Origin of the sequence: Kocuria marina (genome assembly GCF_000786655.1) — a bacterium.
GTDB classification, from domain to species: Bacteria; Actinomycetota; Actinomycetes; order Actinomycetales; family Micrococcaceae; genus Kocuria; species Kocuria marina_A.
The window spans coordinates 473,305-496,875 of the sequence record NZ_JROM01000016.1 but is presented as its reverse complement, the minus strand read 5'-3'; the positions used below and the strand labels follow the sequence as shown (position 1 = coordinate 496,875).

At 69.5% G+C, this 23,571-nt stretch carries 21 protein-coding genes, 1 tRNA gene and 1 riboswitch; of the genes, 20 read left to right on the top strand and 2 right to left on the bottom strand.

Annotated features, from left to right (window positions below; all coding sequences use genetic code 11):
* The first annotated feature begins 29 nt into the window (after window positions 1-29).
* The 6 genes from nirD (at window position 30) to AS25_RS04825 (ending at window position 7,109) form a co-directional block, all read left to right on the top strand.
* Complete coding sequence (nirD, locus tag AS25_RS04850) at window positions 30-428, top strand: nitrite reductase small subunit NirD (RefSeq protein WP_052160704.1); 399 nt, start codon at window positions 30-32, stop codon at window positions 426-428.
* Between the two features lie 269 nt (window positions 429-697).
* Entirely contained in the window at window positions 698-3,997 is a 3,300-nt protein-coding gene (ileS, locus tag AS25_RS04845) for an isoleucine--tRNA ligase (protein ID WP_035962190.1), read from the top strand.
* Window positions 3,994-5,364: a bifunctional folylpolyglutamate synthase/dihydrofolate synthase gene (locus AS25_RS04840; protein WP_035962187.1), complete on the top strand. Its 1,371-nt coding sequence runs from the start codon at window positions 3,994-3,996 to the stop codon at window positions 5,362-5,364. Before ileS ends, AS25_RS04840 begins: the two co-directional genes overlap by 4 nt.
* Before the next feature lie 30 nt (window positions 5,365-5,394).
* The gene (locus tag AS25_RS04835; RefSeq protein WP_035962183.1) at window positions 5,395-5,838 is read left to right on the top strand and encodes a DUF4233 domain-containing protein; all 444 of its coding nucleotides are present in this window, start codon (window positions 5,395-5,397) and stop codon (window positions 5,836-5,838) included.
* Between the two features lie 118 nt (window positions 5,839-5,956).
* The gene (gene ndk, locus AS25_RS04830) at window positions 5,957-6,370 is read left to right on the top strand and encodes a nucleoside-diphosphate kinase (protein ID WP_035962181.1); all 414 of its coding nucleotides are present in this window, start codon (window positions 5,957-5,959) and stop codon (window positions 6,368-6,370) included.
* 16 nt (window positions 6,371-6,386) lie between these two features.
* Entirely contained in the window at window positions 6,387-7,109 is a 723-nt protein-coding gene (locus AS25_RS04825; RefSeq protein WP_052160703.1) for a class I SAM-dependent methyltransferase, read from the top strand.
* Between the two features lie 20 nt (window positions 7,110-7,129).
* On the opposite strand, the gene AS25_RS04820 is transcribed toward AS25_RS04825, so the two are convergent.
* Complete coding sequence (locus AS25_RS04820) at window positions 7,130-7,768, bottom strand: vitamin K epoxide reductase family protein (RefSeq protein WP_253270474.1); 639 nt, start codon at window positions 7,766-7,768, stop codon at window positions 7,130-7,132.
* A 461-nt stretch (window positions 7,769-8,229) separates the two neighbouring features.
* On the opposite strand from AS25_RS04820, the gene AS25_RS04815 reads away from it, so the two are divergent.
* The 14 genes from AS25_RS04815 to AS25_RS04755 all read left to right on the top strand — a co-directional run bounded on the left by AS25_RS04815 (window position 8,230) and on the right by AS25_RS04755 (window position 22,044).
* Entirely contained in the window at window positions 8,230-11,487 is a 3,258-nt protein-coding gene (locus tag AS25_RS04815; RefSeq protein ID WP_084117997.1) for an Rne/Rng family ribonuclease, read from the top strand.
* Between the two features lie 80 nt (window positions 11,488-11,567).
* A riboswitch (TPP riboswitch) is annotated at window positions 11,568-11,663 on the top strand.
* On the top strand, window positions 11,651-13,204 hold the full coding sequence (locus AS25_RS04810) for a bifunctional hydroxymethylpyrimidine kinase/phosphomethylpyrimidine kinase (RefSeq protein WP_052160702.1): 1,554 nt from the start codon (window positions 11,651-11,653) through the stop codon (window positions 13,202-13,204). (Overlaps the previous riboswitch by 13 nt.)
* 237 nt (window positions 13,205-13,441) lie before the next feature.
* Window positions 13,442-13,753 carry a 50S ribosomal protein L21 gene (rplU, locus tag AS25_RS04805; protein WP_035962179.1) on the top strand — a complete coding sequence of 104 codons (312 nt, stop codon included), beginning with the start codon at window positions 13,442-13,444 and terminating at the stop codon, window positions 13,751-13,753.
* Window positions 13,754-13,799: 46 nt separating this feature from the next.
* On the top strand, window positions 13,800-14,054 hold the full coding sequence (rpmA, locus tag AS25_RS04800; RefSeq protein WP_035962177.1) for a 50S ribosomal protein L27: 255 nt from the start codon (window positions 13,800-13,802) through the stop codon (window positions 14,052-14,054).
* Window positions 14,055-14,205: 151 nt separating this feature from the next.
* On the top strand, window positions 14,206-15,807 hold the full coding sequence (gene obgE, locus AS25_RS04795; RefSeq protein WP_035962175.1) for a GTPase ObgE: 1,602 nt from the start codon (window positions 14,206-14,208) through the stop codon (window positions 15,805-15,807).
* A gap of 49 nt (window positions 15,808-15,856) precedes the next feature.
* On the top strand, window positions 15,857-17,080 hold the full coding sequence (gene proB, locus AS25_RS04790; RefSeq protein ID WP_035962583.1) for a glutamate 5-kinase: 1,224 nt from the start codon (window positions 15,857-15,859) through the stop codon (window positions 17,078-17,080).
* Window positions 17,081-17,148: 68 nt separating this feature from the next.
* The gene (locus AS25_RS04785) at window positions 17,149-18,456 is read left to right on the top strand and encodes a glutamate-5-semialdehyde dehydrogenase (RefSeq protein WP_035962172.1); all 1,308 of its coding nucleotides are present in this window, start codon (window positions 17,149-17,151) and stop codon (window positions 18,454-18,456) included.
* 79 nt (window positions 18,457-18,535) lie between these two features.
* Window positions 18,536-18,793, top strand: a complete 258-nt coding sequence (locus tag AS25_RS04780) for a hypothetical protein (RefSeq protein WP_035962170.1) — start codon at window positions 18,536-18,538, stop codon at window positions 18,791-18,793.
* 17 nt (window positions 18,794-18,810) lie between these two features.
* Window positions 18,811-19,584, top strand: a complete 774-nt coding sequence (nadD, locus tag AS25_RS04775; protein ID WP_052160701.1) for a nicotinate-nucleotide adenylyltransferase — start codon at window positions 18,811-18,813, stop codon at window positions 19,582-19,584.
* Window positions 19,581-20,543: a hypothetical protein gene (locus AS25_RS04770; protein WP_035962168.1), complete on the top strand. Its 963-nt coding sequence runs from the start codon at window positions 19,581-19,583 to the stop codon at window positions 20,541-20,543. Before nadD ends, AS25_RS04770 begins: the two co-directional genes overlap by 4 nt.
* Before the next feature lie 32 nt (window positions 20,544-20,575).
* Complete coding sequence (rsfS, locus tag AS25_RS04765; RefSeq protein ID WP_035962166.1) at window positions 20,576-20,986, top strand: ribosome silencing factor; 411 nt, start codon at window positions 20,576-20,578, stop codon at window positions 20,984-20,986.
* 159 nt (window positions 20,987-21,145) lie between these two features.
* Window positions 21,146-21,218 (top strand) — tRNA-Ala (locus AS25_RS04760).
* Between the two features lie 336 nt (window positions 21,219-21,554).
* Window positions 21,555-21,695 carry a hypothetical protein gene (locus AS25_RS14565; protein ID WP_156960893.1) on the top strand — a complete coding sequence of 47 codons (141 nt, stop codon included), beginning with the start codon at window positions 21,555-21,557 and terminating at the stop codon, window positions 21,693-21,695.
* 139 nt (window positions 21,696-21,834) lie between these two features.
* Window positions 21,835-22,044: a hypothetical protein gene (locus AS25_RS04755; RefSeq protein ID WP_035962164.1), complete on the top strand. Its 210-nt coding sequence runs from the start codon at window positions 21,835-21,837 to the stop codon at window positions 22,042-22,044.
* Between the two features lie 100 nt (window positions 22,045-22,144).
* Here the strand turns inward: AS25_RS04755 and AS25_RS04750 are convergent, their stop codons facing one another.
* Entirely contained in the window at window positions 22,145-23,464 is a 1,320-nt protein-coding gene (locus AS25_RS04750) for an esterase-like activity of phytase family protein (protein WP_052160700.1), read from the bottom strand.
* Window positions 23,465-23,571: the final 107 nt, after the last annotated feature.

Here is a 23,571-nt window from a genome sequence, read left to right as displayed (position 1 = left end):
CATGTCAGCCCCCCGGCAGGAGGCCCCCGATGAACGATTCGTCACATCCCACCGCCGAGTCCGTGAATGCCGAGTGGACGGACGTGTGCGGCGTCGAGGACCTCGAGGTCAACTGGGGTGAGGCAGCCCTCGTGGGTGGACGCGAGATCGCGGTGTTCCGCACCCATGACGACCTCGTGTTCGCGACCGACCACCGGGACCCCCGCTCCCGGGCGCTCGTGATGGCCCGGGGGATCGTGGGGCGCACGGGGCAGTACCACACGGTGGCCTCACCCCTGTACAAGGAGACCTACGACCTCGCGACCGGGCGGTGCGTGTCCGGCGCGGAGTACACGCTGCCCGTCCACCCGGTGCGCGTGCAGGACGGCCGGGTCCTGGTGGTGGTGTCCGGGGGAGACGAACAGGGCGGCGGCGAGCAGGGCGAGTAGTCCCTCCCGTCGGGGTATCATGGCGGGGTGCGCCCTGCGCGCACGGGTGTCGATCCGGCCATCACCGGGGAGCCCTTCCGGAAGAACAGGCACCGCGCCCCAGTAGAACCGGACGACTCGGGCCCGTGACAGCCCCCAACGAGCGACTCGCGGCGTCGTCGGCTGTGCCGATGCCACCGCGGGTAAGCGAGGTGGTACCGCGCCACCGGCGCCCCGCGCGCCCGAGCGTCCTCGCATCCTGAACCACACACCCCTCAGGATGGAGCACCGTGACCGAATCCTTCGTGTATCCCAAGGCGAGCACCGACCCCAGCGCACACGGAGTGCCCTCCGCGCCGCGTTTCCCCGCGGTCGAGGAGCGCGTCTTGGATTACTGGAAACAGGACCACACCTTCCAGGCGAGCATCGACCAGCGCGACCGCGGGGACCACGGGTCCAACGAGTTCGTGTTCTACGACGGCCCGCCCTTCGCCAACGGCCTGCCCCACTACGGCCACTTGCTGACCGGCTACGTCAAGGACCTCGTGGCCCGCTACCAGACGCAGCAGGGCCGGCGCGTGGAGCGCCGCTTCGGGTGGGACACCCACGGACTGCCGGCCGAACTCGAGGCCATGAAGCAGCTCGGGATGACCGACAAGCAGGACATCGAGGCCATGGGCATCGACAAGTTCAACGACGCCTGCCGCGCCTCCGTGTTGAAGTACGCGTCCGAGTGGCAGGACTACGTGACCCGCCAGGCCCGCTGGGTGGACTTCGACAACGACTACAAGACCCTGAACGTGGACTACATGGAGTCCGTGATCGGCGCCTTCAAGGCCCTGGATGACAAGGGCCTGGTCTACTCCGGCTACCGCGTGCTGCCGTACTGCTGGAAGGACGAGACGCCCCTGTCCAACCACGAGTTGCGCATGGACGACGACGTCTACAAGAACCGCCAGGACCCCTCCGTGACCGTGGCGTTCACGCTCTCCGAGGACACCTCGTGGGCCACCGATCTCGCCGTGGCCGCCGAACTCGCCGGCGCGGAGGCCATCGCCTGGACCACGACCCCCTGGACCCTGCCCACCAACGAGGCGCTCGCGGTCGGTCCGCACATCGACTACGTCCTGGTCCCCGGTGTCGGCGACCTGGCCGGGCGCCGCTTCCTCGTGGCCGCGGAGCTCGCGGGCGGGTACGCCAAGGAGTTCGGGTACGACGACGCCGCGGCCGTCGCGGATGCCGTCACCGCCCACTACAAGGGTGAGCAGCTGGGCGGGATCCGGTATCGGCCGCTGTGGGACTACTTCACGGACGCCGAGCGCTTCGGGACGCAGAACGCGTGGCAGATCCTCGTGGCCGAGTACGTGTCTACCACGGACGGCACGGGCATCGTGCACCAGGCCCCCGCGTACGGCGAGGACGATCAGATGGTGTGCGCCGCCCACGACATCCCCGTGGTGCTCTCCGTGGACGAGAGCGGACGGTTCTACGATTTCTTCACGGACGAGTCCCTCGCGCAGGGCGCGCCGCTCGCGGAACTCGCCGGGCACAACGTGTTCGACAAGGACGTGGCCCGCACCGTGGTCCGGGACCTCCGAGCCCGCGGCGCGCTGCTGCGGGAGGCCTCCTACGAGCACTCGTACCCGCACTGCTGGCGCTGCCGTAACCCCCTGATCTACCGCGCGGTGTCCTCGTGGTTCGTGAGCGTGACCGTGTTCAAGGACCGGATGGTCGAGCTGAACCAGCAGATCAACTGGATCCCCGATAACGTCAAGGACGGCCAGTTCGGCAAGTGGCTCGAGAACGCCCGTGACTGGTCCATCTCCCGCAATCGCTACTGGGGTTCACCCATCCCGGTGTGGGAATCGAGCGACCCCTATTACCCGCGCCGGGACGTCTACGGTTCCCTCGCGGAGCTGGAGCGGGACTTCGGCCGACTTCCGCGCAACGCCCAGGGCGAGGTGGACCTGCACCGGCCGTGGATCGACGACCTGACCCGGCCCAACCCGGACGACCCCACGGGCGAGTCCGTGATGCGCCGCGTGCCCGAGGTGCTGGACGTGTGGTTCGACTCCGGGTCCATGCCGTACGCCCAGGTGCACTACCCCATGGAGAACCGGGAGTGGTTCGAGACCCACAACCCGGGTGACTTCATCGTGGAGTACATCGGTCAGACCCGCGGCTGGTTCTACACGCTGCACATCCTGGCCACCGCGCTGTTCGACCGCCCCGCGTTCCGCAACGTGATCTCCCACGGGATCGTGCTGGGTTCGGACGGGCAGAAGATGTCCAAGTCGCTGCAGAACTACCCGGACGTCAACGAGGTCCTGGACCGGGACGGTTCGGACGCGATGCGCTGGTTCCTGATGTCCTCGCCCATCCTGCGCGGCGGCAACCTGATCGTCACCGAGCAGGGCATCCGCGACGGCGTGCGCCAGATGATGTTGCCGCTGTGGAACGTGTACCACTTCTTCGGTCTGTACACGAACGCCGCGAACGGGGGAGCGGGCTACGACGCCCAGTTGCGCCACGACGCCGATCACGTGATGGACCGCTACATCCTCGCGGAGACCGGCGCGCTCGTCACGGACGTCAAGCGGTTGTTCGACGACTACGACATCTGGGCCGGTGCCGAGCGGTTGCGCTCCTACATGGACACCCTGACCAACTGGTACGTGCGCCGTTCCCGCGAGCGGTTCTTCGAGGAGGACGCCCAGGCCTTCGACGTGCTGTACACGTGCCTCGAGACGGTGTGCCGCGTGGCAGCCCCGCTGCTGCCGCTCGTCACGGAGGAGATCTGGCGGGGGCTCACGGGCGGGCGCTCCGTGCACCTGACCGACTGGCCGGACGCCTCCCTGTTCCCGCGGGACGAGGCCCTGCTCACGGCCATGGAGCGCACGCGCGCCATCTGCTCGGCCGGGTCCGGTCTACGTAAGACCCACAACCTGCGCGTGCGGCAACCGCTCGCCGGGATGACCGTGGCCGTGCCCGGTGCGCACGCGCTCGAGGGTACGTTCCAGGAGATCATCGCCGATGAGTTGAACCTCAGGTCCGTCACGCTCGAGGACTCGGAGCAGGTCAGCGCCGCGGACCACGGCATCTCCCAGGAGCTGAAGGTCAACGCCCGCGCGGCGGGCCCGCGCCTGGGCAAGCAGGTCCAGCAGGTCATCAAGGCCACCAAGAACGGTGACTGGTCGGTCTCCGCGGACGGCGGCGTCGTCGCCGGGTCCGTGCCCCTGCAGGAGGGCGAGTACGAACTCGTCACGGTCGTCGACGACGCCGCGGCGGACTCCGCGCGCGCCGTGACCGTTCTGCCCGGCGGCGGGTTCCTGGTCCTGGACACCGAACTGACGGATGAACTGCGCGCCGAGGGCGTGGCGCGGGACATGATCCGTGCGATCCAGCAGGCCCGGAAGGACGCGGACCTGCAGGTCTCGGACCGGATCCGCACGCGCGTCGCGGCGGACGCGCAGACCGTGGCCGCCGTGGCCGCGAACCGCGAGCTCGTGCAGTCCGAGACCCTGTCCCGCGGGCTCGAGCTCGTGGAAGCGGACGAGCCGTCCGTGACCGTGGCGGTGATCGACGCGTGAGCGGGGCCCAGGAGCACGAGGACTTCGCATCGGTCGAGAATATCTACCAGCACCTGCTGAGTCGGGCGCCGGAGGACAGGATGGCGCCGCGGCTGGACGCCGTGGCCGCCGCGGTCGCCGCGCTCGGGGATCCGCACCGCAGCGCACCCGTGGTGCACGTGACCGGGACCAACGGCAAGACGTCCACGGCCCGGATGATCGAGTCGCTGTTGCTCGCCCACGACCTGCGCGTGGGCCGGTATACCAGCCCGCACCTCGAGCGCGTCACGGAGCGGATCAGCATCGACGGCGAACCCGTCCCGGACGAGACGTTCGTGCGGATCTACTCGGAGATCGCCCCGTACCTCGAGCTCGTGGACAGCAAGCTCGAGGCCGACGGCGCTCCCCGCCTCACGTACTTCGAGACCCTCACGGTCCTGGCGTTCGCGGTGTTCGCGGACGAACCCGTGGACGTCATGGTCCTGGAGGTGGGCATCGGTGGCACGTGGGACGCGACCAACGTCGCGGACGCCGCGGTGTCCGTGGTGACCCCGATCGGCCTGGACCACACCACCATGCTCGGGGACACCGTTGGGCAGATCGCCCGGGAGAAGGCCGGGATCATCAAGCCCCAGGGTTTCCTCGTGAGTGCCGTGCAGCAACCCGAGGCCGCGCAGGTCCTGCTGGACCGGGCTCGGGAGCTCGGTGACCCGTTCCGCTTCGAGGGCGTGGAGTTCGCCGTGACCGGGCGGTCCACCGCGGTGGGCGGCCAGGTCATCACCGTGCAGGGACTGGCCGGGGAGTACCCGGATCTCATGCTGCCGCTGTTCGGGGCCCACCAGGCGCAGAACGCCGCCGTGGCCGTGGCCGCCGTCGAGGCGTTCCTGGGGGGAGGGGAGAAGCCCCTGAACCCCGAACTCGTGGCCACGGGACTGGGTGCGGTCTCCTCGCCGGGGCGGCTCGAGCTCGCCCGCAAGGCACCGCCGGTGATCCTGGATGCGGCCCACAACCCGCACGGGCTGCTGGCCTCGGCGGCCGCAGTGCGCGAGGCCTTCACGTTCACCAAGCTCAACCTGGTGGTGGGCGTGCTGCGGGACAAGGACGCCGCGGAGATGATGCGCGTGCTCGCGGACGAGTACCACGAGTTCGAGCTCGAACTGTGGTGCACCCGCTCCCAGTCCCCGCGCGCCGTGGCACCCGAGGAACTCGCGGAGATCGCCGAGGACATGGGCTTCGACGAGGACGCCGTGCACGTGAGCGAGCGACTGGACGACGCGTGCGCCGCGGCCATCCAGGACGCCGCGGCCCGCGAGCAGTTCGACGGCGCGGTGCTCGTCACCGGTTCGATCACCGTGGTGGGTGAGGCCCGTGTGCTGTTCGGACTCTGAGCCCGCCGCCCCGACCACGGAAGGAGCCCGATGGCCCGCATGACCAAGGCCCAGCGCGAATGGCGCCCCGGCCAGCCCAAGAAGCCACGCTCGATCAAGACCATGTTCGCCTCGAGCGTGCTCTCCATCGAGGCGTTCATCGTGTTCTTCGCTGCCCTCGCGGCCTTCGGACTGGTGGCGAGGGACTGGAGCACGGCCGGGAAGCTGGGGCTCATGGGCGGATCGGTGGTGCTCGCCGTGGTGTTCCTGTTGACGTGCGGCCTCCTGCGCAAGCCGTGGGGGTACACCCTCGGGTGGGTGTTGCAGGTCGTACTCATCGCCACGGGAGTGCTCGTGCCCTCGATGTTCGTGATCGGTGTGCTGTGCGCCTTGGCCTGGTGGTACGCCGTGGTCAAGGGTGGCGCGATGGATCGTGAGAACGTGCGGCGCGCGGAGGAACAACGCCGCTGGGAGGCCGAGAACCCCCTGACGTGATCACCGTCTCCCAGCCGCGGTCCCCGGGCGTTGCCGTCCGGGGACCGCGGGCCGTTAGGCTCGGAACGGAACCTGATCGACCGAGGACTCCGCGTGGGTCCGCAGCAAGGAGAAGCACATGACGCAACGCACCCTCGTCCTCGTGAAGCCGGACGGCGTCCAGCGCGGCCTGACCGGGCAGATCCTGGCCCGCATCGAGGCCAAGGGCTACACGCTCGCGCAACTCGAGCTCGTGAACGCGACCCGCGAGATCCTCGAGCAGCACTACGAGGAGCACCAGGGCAAGCCGTTCTTCGAGCCGCTCGTGGAGTTCATGCTCTCCGGGCCCGTCGTGGCCGCCGTGGTCGAGGGGGACCGGGTCATCGAGGGCTTCCGCAGCCTCGCCGGTGCCACCGAGCCCACCACGGCCGCCCCCGGCACGATCCGCGGCGACCTGGGCCGGGACTGGGGCGAGAAGGTGCAGAAGAACCTCGTGCACGGCTCCGACTCGCCCGAGTCCGCCGAGCGGGAGATCGGCATCTGGTTCAGCTGACCTGAGCTGTCAATCCATGACCGACTACGACCCGCGGATCGTCGACCTGTACGACGGCGACAACCCGGACGGGCCGGACCATGACTACTTCCGGTCCCTCGCCGAAGGGACGGACGCCCGCGCGGTGCTCGATGTGGGGTGCGGGACGGGCATCCTGACCGTCACCCTCGCGGCGCCGGACCGCACGGTCGTGGGCGTGGATCCTTCGCGCGCCATGATCAGCTATGCCCGGAACAGGCCCGGGGCGGAGCGTGTGACCTGGATCGAGGGCGACACGCGGTCGGTCCCCGACACCGGCTTCGATCTGATCGTGATGACCGGGAACGTGGCCCAGCACATCCCCGACCCCGCGTGGGAACGCACGCTGGGCGACCTCCGCGAGCTCGGGCGCGAGGGCGCGACGCTCGCCTTCGAGAGCCGCAACCCGGCCGTTCGAGCTTGGGACGGGTGGCGTCAGTCCGAGCCCACCGTGCGGGACACGCAGCACGGGCCGTTGCGGGAATGGTGTGAGGTGGAGGAACTCGCACGGGGCCGGGTCCTGCTGCGGTTCCACAACCACTTCGAGTCATCGGATGAGCTCGTGGTGGAGGAGTCGGAACTGGCCTTCCGTGACCGCGACGTCCTGGCCGACCAGTTACGGCGCGCCGGGTTCGAGGTCGACGCGGTCTGGGGCGACTGGCAGCGGACGCCGTTCGACGGCACGCACCCCATCATGGTGTTCGAGGCGCACGCCGTCTGAGCGCGGCGTCGGCGGACGGCTCAGGCGAAGATCGCGGTCGAGAAGCGCACCGCGATGATCCCGAAGACGATCACGAGCACCCCGATGCCCAGGAGCCACGCCCACGCGGCGGAACCGGCGGCGGTGCCACGCGAGGAACCGATCAGGCCGGCGCGGCGCATCCGGGCGGTCGTGTGCGCGAGCAACAGGGTCTGGGCGCACCACACGATCATGCAGTATAGGCACAGGGCGTTGATGTGGAACGTGGTCTGCCACCACAGCCACAGGGTGAACACCGAGCCGGCGGCGATCCCCAGCCAGAGCAACCACCAGAACCACCCGGCATAACGGGCGCCGGCGAGCACGCCCACGGCCACGGCGATCACCACGGCGTACGCCACGATCCCGATGAACGGGTTGGGGAAGCCGAAGAGTTCCGCCTGGGGGGTGCGCATGACCGTGCCGCACGAGAGCCACGCGTTGATGTCGCAGCTCGTGCGGTGTCCCGCGTCCTTGTAGATCGCGAGCCGTTCCGCCACGAGCACGGCCGATGCGGCGAAACCCACGATCGAGAAGATCACCGCGAGCACGGCCCACGAGCGGTCCGAACGGGTGGCGGGGGCCGGAGTCGTCTCGGGCGTCCGGTCGGTCAGGGGGGTGGTCGCGGATGTTGAGCTCACGCGCCCGATCGTAGACCACGCGCATGACGCCCCACCGGGCGCGGGCCGCCTGTGACGGCGGGTGACGCCGGCACACACCCCGTACACGCGCCGTCGTCCGGCCGGCGGAATGTGGTCCGGACCACCCGGAATGCGCCCCGGCCCGAGGTGACTGTGAGATACTGCCAGTGGTCGGGCCTCAGCCGCACGTGAGGAACCGGCCCGGCAGGAACACCGATCTCCCTCGGTACGGACCCGCGGCTCTCACAGGATCGAGCGCGTCCGGATCGGGGCAAGTTCGCGGTCCCCACGGACCCAGCGACTCGGGCATCCGCCGGCTCGCGGACAGTGCGCGTGACACACGCCGCGCCCGCGAGTACGACTTTGACTTCCGGCGGCCGCGTGGCGAACACCGGCTCGACCGACCGAGCACACCTCGGGCCCGGGTGCGGGCGGTGTCCCGAGCAGGAGCACAACTTCACATGGAACCTGAGAAGGACAACGCGGAACAGTCATCCCTCGAGGCTGCCACCACCACCCCCGTCGAGGACAGCACCACCACCGATCCCGCCGTCACGCCCGCCACACCGGCCGACGACGACGCCGTTCCCCACCCCGAGCCCGACGCCGCCGTGCCCGCCGACACCGCTACCGGGCAACCCGCGACGACCGACGCGCCCGCCGAGGATCGGGGGACGTCCGATCCGACGTCCGAGGCCGCCGCTTCCGACATTCCGGCAGCCCCGTCCGCGGATGCCGGCGCCGAGGACGCGTCCGCGCGCGAGATCCCGGTGGCCGAGATCCCCGAGGCCGAGCAGCCCGCGGAGAGCATCGAGGACGAGATCGCACTCGAGGTCGAGGACGCAGCCGGTGACGCCGCCGAGCGCGCCCGCGAGACGGACGAGCAGGTCGAGCAGACCCAGCAGGCCGGGGAGTCCGCGAACGACCAGCCCAGCACCCAGGAGAACTTCGGGGCCTTCGGTCCCGGCGCCTCCCTCATGTTCCACGCCCCGGACCCGGACGAGATCCGCCGGGCCGCCGAGGAACAGGCCGCCCGCCTGCGCGAGGCCGCCAAGGAACGCGACGCCCAGCGCGAGACCGAGCGGGCCGCGCGCAAGGACGCGGACAGCGATGACGACGAGTCCGGCAAGGTCACGAGCAAGCGGCGTCGCCGGCGGCGTCGCGGTGACGAGGACATGGAACTCGTGGACGAGTCCGACGGCTCGGTGACCCGGGTCCGGGCCCCGCGCGGTGCCGGTGAGGGCACGGGCCGCGACGAGGTGACCGGGGTCAAAGGTTCCACGCGGCTCGAGGCCAAGCGCCAGCGGCGTCGTGAGTCCCGGCAGTTCGGCCGCCGCCGCCACGTGATCACCGAGGCCGAGTTCCTGGCCCGGCGCGAATCCGTGGAGCGCAAGATGCTCGTGCGGCAGAAGGACGACCGGATCCAGATCGGTGTGCTCGAGGACGGGATCCTTGCCGAGCACTTCGTCTCGCACACCCAGCAGGACTCGCTGATCGGCAACGTGTACGTGGGCAAGGTGCAGAACGTGCTGCCGTCCATGGAGGCCGCCTTCGTGGACATCGGCCGCGGCCGCAACGCCGTGCTCTACGCCGGTGAGGTGGACTGGGACGCCGCCGAGCTGGGCAGCAAGCCCCGCAAGATCGAGAACGCCCTGAAGTCCGGGGACACCGTGCTCGTGCAGGTCACCAAGGACCCCGTGGGGCACAAAGGTGCTCGGCTCACGAGCCAGGTGTCCCTGCCCGGTCGCTACCTCGTCTACGTCCCGGGCGGTTCCATGACGGGGATCTCCCGCAAGCTCCCGGACGTGGAGCGCCAGCGGCTGAAGAAGATCCTCAAGGACCGGTTGCCGGAGGGTGCGGGCGTGATCGTGCGCACTGCGGCGGAGGGTGCCTCCGAGACCGAGCTGACCAACGACATCAACCGGCTGCGCTCGCAGTGGGAGCAGATCCAGGACAAGGCCGAGTCCACCAAGACGCTGGCCCCGGAGATGCTGTACGCGGAACCGGACCTGACCATCAAGACCGTGCGGGACGTCTTCAACGAGGATTTCACCGCCATGGTGGTCCAGGGCGAGCAGGCGTGGGACAACATCGAGGCTTACGTGACCTACGTGGCGCCCGACCTGCTGGACCGCCTCGAGCGCTGGACCGGCGATGACGACCTCTTCGAGCACATGCGCGTGGAGGAGCAGATCCAGAAGGCCCTGGAGCGCAAGGTCTTCCTGCCCTCCGGCGGATCGCTCGTGATCGACCGCACCGAGGCCATGACCGTGGTGGACGTCAACACCGGCAAGTTCACGGGCTCCGGGGGCAACCTCGAGGAGACAGTGACCAAGAACAACCTCGAAGCCGCCGAGGAGATCGTGCGGCAACTGCGGTTGCGGGATATCGGCGGGATCATCGTGGTGGACTTCATCGACATGGTCCTGGAGTCCAACCGCGATCTCGTGCTGCGCCGGCTCGTGGAGTGCCTGGGTCGCGACCGCACCAAGCACCAGGTGGCCGAGGTGACCTCCCTGGGTCTCGTGCAGATGACGCGTAAGCGCATGGGCACGGGGCTGCTCGAGGTCTTCTCCGAGCCGTGCGAGGAATGCGCGGGCCGCGGCGTCGTGGTCCACGACCACCCCTTGAAGGGTCGCTCCGGCGCGGCCCCCTCCGACCACCGCGGCAACCGGCACGAGCGCAAGCGCTCGCGCAACAAGCAGCACAACGGTGCGCAGGACAAGCCCAAGAACGGCAACCGGCACCACGGCTCGGACGAGCAGGACCAGGCGCGCGTGGAGGCCACCCGCACGGCGTTCGCGAACATCGCCGCGGCCTCCTCCCACGACGAGTCCGACGACGCCGCACGGCAGGCTTCCCAGGGCACCGCACCGCAGTCCGGGGGCGGGCAGGCCGAGGACACCGGTTCCCAGGAGCAGCAGACCTCCCGCGGTCAGCAGGGCGGGGAGCACGCGTCCGAGAACTCCCACGGGGAGTCCGAGGGTGGGCGCCGTCGCCGCAAGCGCCGCGGTAAGCGCAGCCGTGGTCGCGGTCAGCAGGGCGAGGACAACGCCGCGCAGAACGACGGTTCCGGCCGGGACGATTCCGGGAACGACTCCCGCGGGGATTCGCGGTCCGAGGACCGTTCCGGTGGGGACTCGTCCGCGAGCCTCACGATCCACGGCGAGGTCATCGAACTGCCCCACGGGCAGGTCGAGCAGCGGGGGAGCGAGGACACCCAGGAGGCCCTGTCCCTGGATTCGCTGAGCGCCGCGTTCACGGATGCGGGCGAGGACGAATCCTCGACCGGGGGTGCCGTTCAGGATGCGGACGCCGCGTCCCAGCCGCGGGAGGCCGTGTCGAAGCGGTCGGCCGCAGGACACGCGCCGTCGAACTCCGGGACTGCGCAATCCGGTGCAGGGCAGACGAGTGCCGCGCAGTCGGGTGCCGCGCAGCAGCAGACTCCCGGGGCGGCGCCGTCCGCCGGCGGGAACCGGCCGGCGGAGGCGCCGGCGGCTCCGGCTCGACGGCGTCGCGGGTCGCGGCGTGCCGTGGCACCGGCTGCCGCGCCCGGAACCGCGAGCGTGGAGACCCACGAGTACACGCAGGAACGGCAGGTCAGCCGCTTCACGGCGGAGGCCGGTGCCGCGGCACCCGCGGCGACCGGTGACCAGCCCACCATCGTGGGTGTGGGCGTCAAGGCCCAGGACATCACGATGACCGGCAAGCAGGACTGAGCGACCGGCGGCGGGATCCGTCGCCACGCGAGCACCACAGGGGCACCCGGGATTCCGGGTGCCCCTGTGGCATGATCGGGGGCACACACACGGGGTGCCGCGCACTGCGGCTGAGAACACACCCGTCGAACCTGATCTAGCTCGTACTAGCGAAGGGATTGTCGTGGACACCACGCCTTCTACCGCCATACCCCGCGTCCTCTCGATCGCCGGAACCGATCCCACGGGCGGGGCGGGTCACGCCGCGGACCTGAAATCCATCGCCGCACTGGGCGGGTACGGGCTGAGCGTGATCACCGCGGTGGTCGCCCAGAACACCCGGGGCGTCGTGAGCGTGCACACCCCACCCGTCCAGGTCCTGCGGGACCAGTTGGACGCGGTCGCCGGGGACGTCACCCTGGACGCGATCAAGGTGGGGATGCTCGGCTCCGTGGAGGTCATCGACACGGTCCGGGACTGGCTCATGGTGGGGCGCGCACCCGTGGTCGTGATCGACCCCGTCATGGTCGCCACGGCCGGTGGCCGACTGCTGCGTCCCGACGCCGAGCGGGCCCTGCGGGAGCTGCTGCCCCACGCGGACCTGATCACCCCCAACCTTCCGGAACTCGCGGTGCTGGCCGAGCGTCCCGTGGCCGGGACGTGGGACGAGGCGCTTGAGCAGGGCCGGGCGGTCGCGACGGCGTTCCACACCCGGGTCCTCGTGAAGGGCGGCCACCTGGCCGGGGACACGACCCCGGACGCCCTGCTGCTGCCCGGGCAGGACGAACCCGCCGCACTGTTCGAGGGCCGCAGGGTGCACACCCACAACACTCACGGCACCGGGTGCTCGCTGTCCTCCGCGGTGGCCACGGTCGTGGCGCGGACCGGGGACTGGCCGGAGGCGATCCGCACGGCCCGCACGTGGTTGCGAGGTGCGCTGCGCGGTGCGGACGAGTTGCACGTGGGTCACGGCAACGGACCCGTGCACCACATGCACCACGTCCAACACCTGATCGCGGATCCCTCGTTCGTGACGTCTGCCGCCGCGGAATCCGATGCACCCCGGTTCACCGACGAGCTGTGGGAGCAGAGTGCACCGGTGCGTGAGCGGATCGCGGCCCTCGCGTTCATCCGGGGCCTCGGGGACGGCACCCTGGACCCGGCCGAGTTCGAGCAGTACCTGGACCAGGACATGCAGTACCTGCAGTACTACTCCCGGGCCCTCGCCCTGCTCGCCGCGTCCGCCCCGGACGAGCGCTCACGTGAACACTTCGCGGCGGCGTCGGCCTCCGTGGTCTCGGTGGAGTCCGCGCTGCACCGCGCCCGCCTGGGTGACCGGGAGCCCTCACCGCCGAGCGAGGTCACGAGCAGCTACGCGGACTTCCTGCTGGCGCGCACGGGCCAGGACGGCTTTGTGGTGGGCTCCGCCGCGATCCTGCCGTGCTACTGGCTCTACGCCCACGTGGGTGCCGAGCTCACGCGGCGTGCCCGCGTCGCGGGACCGCAACACCCGTTCGCCGATTGGCTCAGCACGTACGACGATCCGGACTTCCAGTCCGCGACCGAGTCGGTGCGCGAGATCGTGGACCGGGAGGCGGCCCACGCGGACCCGGCGACCCGGGAGCACATGCGTCGCGCGTTCCACCGGGCGTGCGAGCTCGAGCTGGCCTTCTTCGCGCAGACGACCCGGGCGACGTCGGCGGGGACCGCCGCTCCCGCCGCGGCGCAACTGGCATGACTTCGGGGGATCGGGTAGAGTGGGGTGTCGGTGCCGAGCGCCGGTGCGTGTCATATCCAGTTCACGCGCCAGGTTGCGGCACACTCGGGCGAACATCCTGAATCGATGCGATAGCCACGCGGAGAATGCGGTCGGTCATGGATCACCGCGGCGTGATGTCTCGACATTCGCAGTCCCCCAGGGGTACGCCCGACCCACACACGTAGTCCATAGATGTCGAGAGAAGTGAGTTCCCAAGTGGTGTACGCGATTGTCCGCGCAGGCGGCCGCCAGGAGAAGGTTTCCGTCGGAGACCTCGTGACCCTTGACCGCGTCGCCGGCGAGGCAGGCAGCACCGTAGAGCTTCCTGCGCTGCTGCTGGTTGATGGGGACAAGGTCACCTCCGACTCCAAGACCCTGGCCAACGTCAAGGTCACCGCCGAGATCATCGAGGACCTGCGCGGTCCCAAGATCTCGATCATGAAGTATAAGAACAAGACCGGTTACAAGAAGCGTCAGGGCTTCCGCGCCGAGCTGACCACCGTCAAGGTCACCGGCATCGACGCCTGAGCACCCGGCTCCCCACATACGTTTCCAACGAAGGTAGGCACACACCATGGCACACAAGAAGGGTGCGAGCTCGACTCGCAACGGCCGTGACTCCAACGCCCAGTACTTGGGTGTGAAGCGCTTCGGCGGTCAGTCCGTCAACGCCGGCGAGATCATCGTCCGCCAGCGCGGCACGCACTTCCACCCGGGCGTGAACGTGGGCCGCGGCAAGGACGACACCTTGTTCGCCCTGGCCGCCGGCGCCGTCGAATTCGGCACCCGTCGCGGTCGCCGCGTGGTCAACATCCAGACCGCCGAGTAATTCTCATTCGGACCCCTGGGTCCACCCGCCGCTACGACCCCGTGGCGGCGACCACTGGAGGGTGGGCGCTTCACGCGCTCACCCTCTAGTCTTTTCAGAAGACCACGGTCGACCCGCTCGCAGCAGGTGACCCCTACCACCGAGGAGCCGCGTGGCCAGTTTTGTTGATCGAGTGATCGTGCACGCCACGGGCGGTAACGGCGGCCACGGCTGCGTGTCCGTCAAGCGCGAGAAGTTCAAACCCCTGGGCGGCCCGGACGGCGGCAACGGGGGCGACGGCGGTTCGGTGATCCTGCGCGTGGACGGCCAGTCCACCACGCTGCTGGGTTTCCACCACGCCCCCCACCAGAAGGCCCCCAACGGCGAGCCCGGCAAGGGGGACATGCGCCACGGCTTCAAGGGCCAGGACCTCGTGCTCTCCGTTCCGGACGGCACCGTGGTCAAGGACCGGCAGGGCAACGTGCTCGCGGACCTGCTCGGTGAGGGCAGCGAGTTCGTGCTGGCCGGTGGCGGCCAGGGTGGACTGGGCAACGCCGCGCTGTCCTCGCCCAAGCGCAAGGCCCCGGGCTTCGCGCTGCTGGGTGTGCCCGGTGAGGAACACCAGGTCGAGCTCGAGCTGAAGTCCATCGCGGACATCGCCCTGGTGGGATTCCCCTCCGCGGGCAAGTCTAGCCTGATCGCTGCCATGAGTGCCGCGCGCCCCAAGATCGCCGACTACCCGTTCACCACGCTCGTGCCCAACCTGGGTGTGGTCCAGGCGGGGGACACCCGCTTCACCGTGGCGGACGTGCCCGGGTTGATCCCGGGTGCTTCGGAGGGCAAGGGGCTGGGTCTCGAGTTCCTGCGGCACGTGGAGCGCTGCGCGGCCCTGGTGCACGTGATCGACTGCGCCACGCTCGAACCCGGACGGGATCCGCTGAGCGACCTGGACGCCCTCGAACAGGAACTGTCCCACTACGCCGAGGCCATCCGCGACGACGACCCCACCACGATCCCGCTGACCGAGCGCCCCCGACTCGTGGCCCTGAACAAGGTGGACGTGCCCGAGGCGCGGGAACTGGCCGAGTTCATCCGCCCCGAACTCGAGGAACGCGGTTACCCGGTCTTCGAGATCTCCACGGCCTCGCACGCCGGACTGCGGGAACTGGGCTTCGCGATGGCCGAGCTCGTCTCCCGTGCCCGCGAGCAGGAGGAACAGCGGGAGGAGCAGCGCCGCGCGGAGACCGTGCTGCGCCCGGAACCCGTGCGGCGTCGTCGAGGGAAGGACCGCAAGGAGTTTGAGATCACCCGCGAGGACCGGGCGGGGGAGCCGCTGTACCACGTGCGCGGCGTGAAGCCCGAACGGTGGGTGCAGCAGACCGATTTCAACAACGACGAGGCCGTGGGATACCTCGCGGACCGCTTCGCGAAACTCGGGATCGAGGACGAACTGTTCCGCATCGGCGCCCGCCCGGGCAACGCGGTGCTGATCGGCCCCGAGGACAACGGTGTGGTCTTCGACTGGGAGCCCACCATGGTGGGCGGCGCCGAACTGCTCGGCGGCCCGCGCGGTTCCGACCTGCGCCTCGAAGACACGTCCCGGCCCACGCGCCGCGAGAAGCGGGAACAGTTTTACGACCGCATGGACGCCAAGGCCGAGGCCCGCGCGGAGCTCGAGGAGCAGCGCCGCGCCGGGATCTGGACCGAGTCCGTGGACGACGCGCGAGATCGACGCCGTACTTCCGAGCCGAAGGAGACGCACGACAGTGAGTGACACGCCCCACGCGGAGAAGACCCCCACCGAGACGATCGACGTCCCGGCCATGGAGCAGCAAGCGGCCAAGTCCGCGATCCAGCTGAGCACCGAGAGCCGGGGGAAGAACCGCCGCTCTCCCATCACCCGCCGTGCGGACCTGCCCATGGCCCGGCGCGTGGTGGTCAAGGTGGGGTCCTCGTCCCTGACCTCGATCGAGAACTCGATCGACGAGAACGCGCTGCGCAGCATCGTGGACGCGCTCGGCCGGGTCAAGGCGCAGGGCGTGGAGGTCGTGTTCGTCTCCTCGGGTGCGATCACCGCGGGGCTGCAGCCGCTCGGACTGTCCCGCCGGCCCAAGGACCTCGCCACCAAACAGGCCGCGGCCTCCGTGGGACAGGGTCTGTTGATCTCGCGCTACACCGACTACTTCACGCGCTACGACGTCACGGTGGGTCAGGTGCTGCTCACGGCCGAGGACCTCATGCGCCACTCGCAGTACAAGAACGCGCATCGCCAGATCGAACGGTTGCTGGACCTGGGGATCCTGCCGATCGTCAACGAGAACGACGCCGTGGCCACCCACGAGATCAAGTTCGGCGACAACGACCGCATCGCTGCGCTCGTGGCGCACCTGATCAAGGCGGACGCGCTGTTGCTGCTCTCGGACGTGGACGCGCTCTACACCCGGCCCCCCAAGGACGGCGGGGAGCGCATCCCCACCGTCGAGGATCCCATCACGGATCTCGAAGGCGTGGAGATCGGCACGATCGGCCGCGCGGGCGTGGGCTCGGGCGGGATGGTGACCAAGGTGCAGGCGGCGCGCATCGCGGCGTCGTCTGGCATCCCGGCGCTCGTGACCTCCGCCGCGAACATCGAGAGTGCGCTGGCCGGCGACGACGTGGGCACGTGGTTCGCCACGACCGGCGGGCGGCGCAACGTGCGGTTGCTGTGGCTCGCGCACCTCGCGGACATCAAGGGCACCCTGACCCTGGACGACGGCGCGGTGGAGGCCATCCGCGGTCGTCGCTCGCTGCTCGCGGCCGGTGTCACCGAGGTGTCCGGGAAGTTCACCGCGGGCGATCCCGTGGCCATGGTGGATTCCCAGGGAAAGGAAGTGGCCCACGGGCTGATCAACTACGCCTCGGACGAGGTCCCCGGGATGCTCGGCAAACGCACGCACGAACTGGGGGAGGAGTTCGGTGAGGACCATGCCCGCGAGCTCGTGCACGTGGACAACCTCGTGACCATGCGGCCCCGTTCGGCGAGGACCAAACTCAAACGAACCGTCTGACCGCACGTCCAGCCCCTAACCTGAACCGTGGGCGCCGCGCGCCCGCACCACGATCCGCAGGAGGAACAGTGGCCGAGAACACGTCCGTACTGACCGCGCAGGAGACCTTCGGGGACGATCCCGTGGCCGGGGTCGGCCTGATGGCCGACGACGCCCGGGTGGCCGCCCGCACGCTCGCCCGCGCCCCGCGCGCGTGGAAGGACCGCGCGCTGAACCTCATGGCCGGTCGGATCGAGGCCCGCGCCGACACCGTTCTCGAGGCCAATTCGCGGGATCTGGAACGCGGGCGCGAGTCAGGGATCTCCACCGCGCTGCTGGACCGGCTCAAGCTGGACCGTACCCGCATCGCGGGTCTTGCGGACGCGCTGCGGGAACTCGCGGCCCTGCCCGATCCCGTGGGCTCCGTGGTGCGCGGGCAGACGCTCGCGAACGGGCTGCGCATGCGCCAGGTGCGCGTGCCCATGGGAGTGGTGGGCGTGATCTACGAGGCCCGCCCGAACGTGACCGTGGACATCGCCGGGATCGCCGTGAAATCCGGCAACGCTGTGCTGCTGCGCGGTGGTTCGGCGGCCTTCGACTCCAACCGGGCGCTCGTGGGCATCCTTCGGGACGCCCTCGCGGACGCCAAACTGCCCGTGGACTGCGTGCAGACCGTGGACGACTACGGTCGCGACGGTGCCAACGCCCTCATGGGTGCGCGCGGGAAGGTGGACGTGCTCATCCCGCGCGGCGGCCGTGGACTCATCCAGTCCGTGGTGACCAACGCGACCGTCCCGGTCATCGAGACGGGCGAGGGCAACGTGCACGTGTTCATCGACGAGTCCGCGCCCGCGGAGATGGCCGCCAAGCTCACCGTGAACTCCAAGACGCATCGCACCTCCACGTGCAACTCCGCCGAGACCCTGCTGCTGCACAGCGGGGCGCAGGAGACATCCCGCGAGGTGCTCGCCGCACTCGACAAGGCCGGTGTGACCCTGCACGTGGACGACCGCGCCGCAGCGCTGCTGCCCCCGGGATCGGACCACCTGCAGGCCACGGACGAGGACTGGGCCACCGAGTACCTGGACATGGACATGGCCGTGAAGGTCGTGGACGGCATCGACGAGGCGATCGAGCATATTCGCACGTACTCCACGGGCCACACCGAGGCGATCGTGACCAACGACCTGGCTAACGCGGAACGTTTCACCGCGGAGATCGACTCCGCGGCGGTCATGGTCAACGCGTCCACCCGCTTCACGGACGGCGGCCAGTTGGGGCTGGGTGCGGAGATCGGGATCTCCACGCAGAAGATGCACGCGCGCGGTCCCATGGGGCTGGAGGAGCTGACCACCACCAAGTGGGTCGTCCAGGGTGACGGCCACGTGCGTCCGTGAGACGTACCATGGAACGGACGTCACCCGGGACGTTCGTCGCATTCACCGACCGGCGCCGCCGGCCACAGAAGGGAACCGCATGAGCTCGCTGTACCTGTTGTCCAACGTCACCGTCCTGGCGGCCGAGGAGGGGCACTCCATCAACGAAGAGCTGCACGCCATGGCGCCGGTCTTCGGCATCGTCGCGTTCATCCTGTTCCTGATCATGCTCTTCATCTCCATGTCCTTCGCGCCCCGCGGCAAGGCCCCGGCCGTCGGTGAGTACGAGGACCCCGCGCAGCTGCCCGCGGAGGAGCAGGCCATGCTCGACCGGGTGCACGCCACCCCGCGCCACTGACCGACAGATCGGCACGAGTGAATCCCCTCAACGCGTCAGTGACCGCGGCCGAGACGGAACTGGACATCCCCCCGCGCAGGCCGGGTGTGACCCGGCTGGGAGTCATGGGCGGGACCTTCGATCCCATCCACCACGGGCACCTTGTAGCGGCGTCGGAGGTCGCCGCGGTCTTCGACCTGGACGAGGTCGTCTTCGTCCCCACGGGTGAACCGTGGCAGAAGGCCGGGCAGGACGTCTCCGACGCCGAGCACCGCTACCTCATGACCGTGGTGGCCACGGCGTCCAATCCGCGGTTCACGGTGTCCCGCGTGGACATCGACCGTTCCGGACCCACGTACACGATCGACACCCTGCGGGACCTGCGCACCCTGCGTCCCCACGCCGAGCTGTTCTTCATCACCGGCGCGGACGCCATGGCGGAGATCCTCACGTGGAAGGGCACCGATGAGCTGTGGTCCTTGGCCACGTTCGTGGGTGTGACCCGCCCGGGCCACGTGCTCTCCGCGCCCGTGGGCTCGGAGAGCGTGTCGCTGCTCAACGTCCCCGCCATGACCATCTCCTCCACGGACTGCCGCGCCCGCGTGGCGGCGGGCAAGCCCGTGTGGTACCTGGTCCCGGACGGGGTCGTGCAGTACATCAACAAGTACGGCCTCTACCGCGGTTCCACCGATCCCGATGTGGACCCGGAGACCGCATCCGGCACCCCTGTGGCACAGGATGTCGGCACCCCCTCATCCGCCCCCACGGATTCGCCCGGGGTCCCCGCCCCGGGTCACAGGAGCACCGCGTGAGCACACCCCCCGAGAAGAACCGATCCGCGAACCCCCAGGAATGCCCGTGGGCCGCCCACCCGGCCACGGGACAGCAGGAGTGGGTGGCCCCGCCGGCTCCCGTGATCGAGTTGGACACCCCCCAGCACACGGGTACCGTCAAGCCCTTGGGGCCCCGGCGACTCGCGCGGCTGCAGCGTGAGATGGTCGAGCACGCCCGGCAGATCCAGGAATCGGAGCGCACGGGCGGGGGAGAGGTCGACGACGCCCTGCTCGCCACCCAGCGTCGCCTCGCGGATCTCGCGATGCGCGCCGCGGCGGCCAATGACCAGGACCGGCAGGCCGCCAAGCGGGCCACCGCTAAAGAGCCCACCGCTTTGGGGAACGGACCCGCAGGATCCTCGGCCGCGGGGAACACACCCGCAGCAAGTGGCCCCGCCGGGGAGGCACTGGCTCGTCCGGCATCCGAGGGCTCCGTGCCAGGGGACACCGTGTCGTCGGGTCACGCTCCCGCCGCACCCGGGATCGGCCAGGCGCCGGTCACCCTGCCGCAACCCGTGCACGACGAGCCGGAGCCGGAGTACTTCACCATCACCTTCCCGCCGGCCCTGATGACCCAGGCGACGGGGGTGAGCCTGGAGAAGAGTCTCGCGGACCCCGCGTCCCTCCCGGCCTCACCCGTGCGCTACGGACCGGTCACCGAGACCTCCCGGATCCCCGTGATCCAGGCACCGCACCGGGACCGCACACCCGAGGGGACGCACGAGGCCGCGGCGGGAGCGGCGTCGTCGACCCCCGAAACGCGGTCCGAGACCGTGGCTCCTCCCGCCGAGCCGGTGCGCGCGGTGGACGCCGAGGGACTGACCCTGCTGGAACCCGGATCGTATTCCCGCGGGACGTCCATGACCCGAGCGGTGCTCGCGCTACTCGTGGCCGTGATCGTGGCGCTCGTGGTGGCCTTCGTGATCTTCGTTCTGTGAAACCGACCCATGTGAAAGGACAGCACACTTCAGTGACTGCAACCACCGAATCCATCGACCTCGTGCGCAGCGCCGCGCGCGCCGCGGACCAGAAGAAGGCCGAGAACGTCGTCGCGTTCGACGTCAGCGAGAGCCTCGCCATCACGGACGTCTTCATGGTGACCTCCGCGTCCAACGAACGTCTGGTCTCCGCCGTGGTGGACGCCGTGGAGGAAGCGCTCATCGAGCAGCACGACCGTCGGCCCCTGCGCCGCGAGGGCAAGGGGGAGTGCCGCTGGGTGCTCCTGGACTACGGGGACGCCGTGATCCACGTGCTCCACGACGAGGACCGTGCCTTCTACGCCCTCGAACGGCTGTGGGGCGACTGCCCGGCGATCGACGTCCAGTTGCCATCGGCCGGCTCCGCGAACATCGACGACGACGCCGCTCCCCGCGCGGTCTGACCTCGCGCCGCCGGGCAATTTGCGCGAGTTCGCGCGAGCTGTCTAGGATGGTCGAGTCGTTCCGGGGAACTGGAAACGTGGCGGTCCCACGAAGTTGTTAGGGAGTCAATCCCGGGTAAACGTGGCAGGCCGAAGCGTGGTAAGGTTTCGGAGTCGTACGGGGCTATGGCGCAGCTGGTAGCGCACCTGCATGGCATGCAGGGGGTCAGGGGTTCGAGTCCCCTTAGCTCCACCGAATGGCCCGTCGCACGGGCGGAGAAACCCGGATCCTCGAAAGAGGGTCCGGGTTTTTGCTGTCCGGGTGAATTTGCCGTGCCGGGTGTGGTTGTCGGTCGAGGGTCCAGGAGGGGCCTCCGCGTCCGTGGCGTGGACGCCCCATACGCCGGATACACATATGTGCCGAAAAGACATGGTTCCGGGTCCTGGGCGTGCGTATCGCACCACAGATGTATTCCGTGGCCTTTCTCACGCTCGACACGGGGAAATTGTGTCCGGGCGGTCGTCACATCATGGGCAAGAAGATATGCCCCTCTCTACGCTGGGGGTGGCCCATCGTCGGGTCCCCGGAATGCGACACGAGAACACCCTGTCGACGGATTTCCCCGCCCTTCCCACCTTCCACGGTTTCCTCCCGATGATCGATCCCGAGGACGTCGCTCTACTGCTGGTGGACCACCAGGGCGGCCTGTTCCAGGTCGTCGGGGTCTGAGCGTCCCGGACCTGCGCCGTAATGCGACCGTCCTGGCCAAGGTGGCCGGTAGGACGGGGATGCCCGTGGTCGCCACCGCCTCCGTGCGCGACTGACCGAACCACGCCCACGCCGTCAGATCGCGGACCAGGTCGCCGGATTGGCAACCGGTGACGACGCCGACGTGGACCTCATTGACCTGACCGAGGTCGCCCTGCCGTTCCTCGACGAGCCGGACATGCCAGCCAGGGGCAATGACGTGGAGGACACCACCAAGGAGTGGGCCCGCGGGGTCGTGGAGCCGCACCGCTCCGAGATCGAAGCGGGTTTCGCGGCCCTGCAGGCCGCACTTCGCTCCGGGCGCGACTGAACGAACGCGCCTCGTGGCGCATCGGCCTGTTTCACGGGCCGCGGCGTGATGGGAGCGAGGGTGGGTGGGGTCCACCGTGGACCCCACCCACCCTCCCCATCTATTTGTGGATGTTCACCCGGAGCAGGTGGAACACCGTGTCCTGGGTGGCCAGGTTGAAGTTGTCGTCCGCCGCGAGCACAAGGGACGTGTCACCGTCCGCGAACTCCGGGCCGAAGCTGATGGCCTCCACGTTGCCTGGGGACATCCCCGCCACGGCCAGGTCGATGACCAGTTCCTTCTTCATCGGGACTTCCGTACCCGTGAGGGCCGCCGAACGGGACACATCGGTGGCGCCCTTGGTGCTGGCCCGGTAGACCTGGATCTGGTTCTCACCCTCGACGTACTGACGCTCGATCACCAGGTACTCGGTCTCGCTCAATTGCAGCATCTCGGAAGCGCCGCGGTTGCCGCCGGTCGAACCCCGCGGGACGGACACCGGCTCGGTCTCGTAGACGTACTGGGCCAGGTTGTGACCGGTCCGCCGGTCGAGCTGGGTCAGGCGCAGCGGGCTCCCGGTCTCGGGTGAGGCGACCGGGCCGTCCTGGACCAGCGTTGCCTCGTTCATCACGGAGAACGTGGTGCCGCACGGCCCCAGGGTCAGATTCTCCAGCGCGAGGTTGTTGCGAACGCCCCGCATCTGATTGCCGCTCCGGTCGAACGCTGGGAGGTACTGCCGGGGCACGTCGAACGCGCGAACGAAAGCCCCTGTGTCGGTCATCTCCCGAATGGCCGGGGCGAGTCCCTTGGTCACGTCTCCCTCGTCCGTCCAGAGAGCCGTGTGCGAGGTGCGGTCCCATCGGATGGACTCCGGATCCACGGAGTTCTCCGGGTACGGGGAGCCATCTGCGCGCTGGAGCACCGTGGTGTCCGTGACGGAGTACCCCGGTGCGTCGAAGCCGTCATCGTCGAAGGGCAGGTCCAGGGTGTAGAACCTGGCGGGTGCCTTCTGGGAACGGTCGCCGCTAAGGGCCAGGAAGGAACCGTCCCGGGGGCGGTAGTCCAACCCGGAGATCCCGCCGAAGGGCACGCCGTCCACGCTGCGCAACTCGTCCGGCAGGACCATGCTGTCCACGTAGCTCACCTCGAAGGCGTGCCCCTTGTGGTGCCCTCGCCCCGGGCGGTGCTTCTTCCCGTGGTGGCGGTGCCGATCGTGATGGGCCCCGTGATCTGACCGGCGCTCGCGTACACGGTGTCCCTGCGTGTTGGCCTTACCCTCGTGCGGGTGGGTGCCCGGTGCGGGAGAGCGGTCGTGCCCTCCCATGGGGACCTGGACGGCGGAGCCGGTGTTCACCGCCGGCGCCGCGGCCGCGGCCGGTCCCGCGGTAAATAGGCCGAACCCCACGGTGATCGCGGCCGCAGGGATGAGTGATCGGTGCATGGCGGTACTCTTCGGTCTGACCCGCGAGGGTCGGCGGTAGGTGTGCCGCAGACCCTACGAGCGTCCGGAGACCGCGAGGTGACCGACCGGTGAACGTCTCTGCGCGA

What these genes read in the sequence shown, in the direction of transcription:
- AS25_RS04835 (WP_035962183.1), top strand. Translation starts at nt 5,395, where the DNA reads ATGGCCCGCATGACCAAGGCCCAGCGCGAATGGCGCCCCGGCCAGCCC.
- AS25_RS04780 (WP_035962170.1), top strand. Translation starts at nt 18,536, where the DNA reads ATGAGCTCGCTGTACCTGTTGTCCAACGTCACCGTCCTGGCGGCCGAG.
- rpmA (WP_035962177.1), top strand. Translation starts at nt 13,800, where the DNA reads ATGGCACACAAGAAGGGTGCGAGCTCGACTCGCAACGGCCGTGACTCC.
- AS25_RS14565 (WP_156960893.1), top strand. Translation starts at nt 21,555, where the DNA reads ATGCGACACGAGAACACCCTGTCGACGGATTTCCCCGCCCTTCCCACC.
- AS25_RS04825 (WP_052160703.1), top strand. Translation starts at nt 6,387, where the DNA reads ATGACCGACTACGACCCGCGGATCGTCGACCTGTACGACGGCGACAAC.
- AS25_RS04750 (WP_052160700.1), bottom strand. Translation starts at nt 23,464, where the DNA reads ATGCACCGATCACTCATCCCTGCGGCCGCGATCACCGTGGGGTTCGGC.
- ndk (WP_035962181.1), top strand. Translation starts at nt 5,957, where the DNA reads ATGACGCAACGCACCCTCGTCCTCGTGAAGCCGGACGGCGTCCAGCGC.
- nirD (WP_052160704.1), top strand. Translation starts at nt 30, where the DNA reads ATGAACGATTCGTCACATCCCACCGCCGAGTCCGTGAATGCCGAGTGG.
- AS25_RS04815 (WP_084117997.1), top strand. Translation starts at nt 8,230, where the DNA reads ATGGAACCTGAGAAGGACAACGCGGAACAGTCATCCCTCGAGGCTGCC.
- proB (WP_035962583.1), top strand. Translation starts at nt 15,857, where the DNA reads ATGGAGCAGCAAGCGGCCAAGTCCGCGATCCAGCTGAGCACCGAGAGC.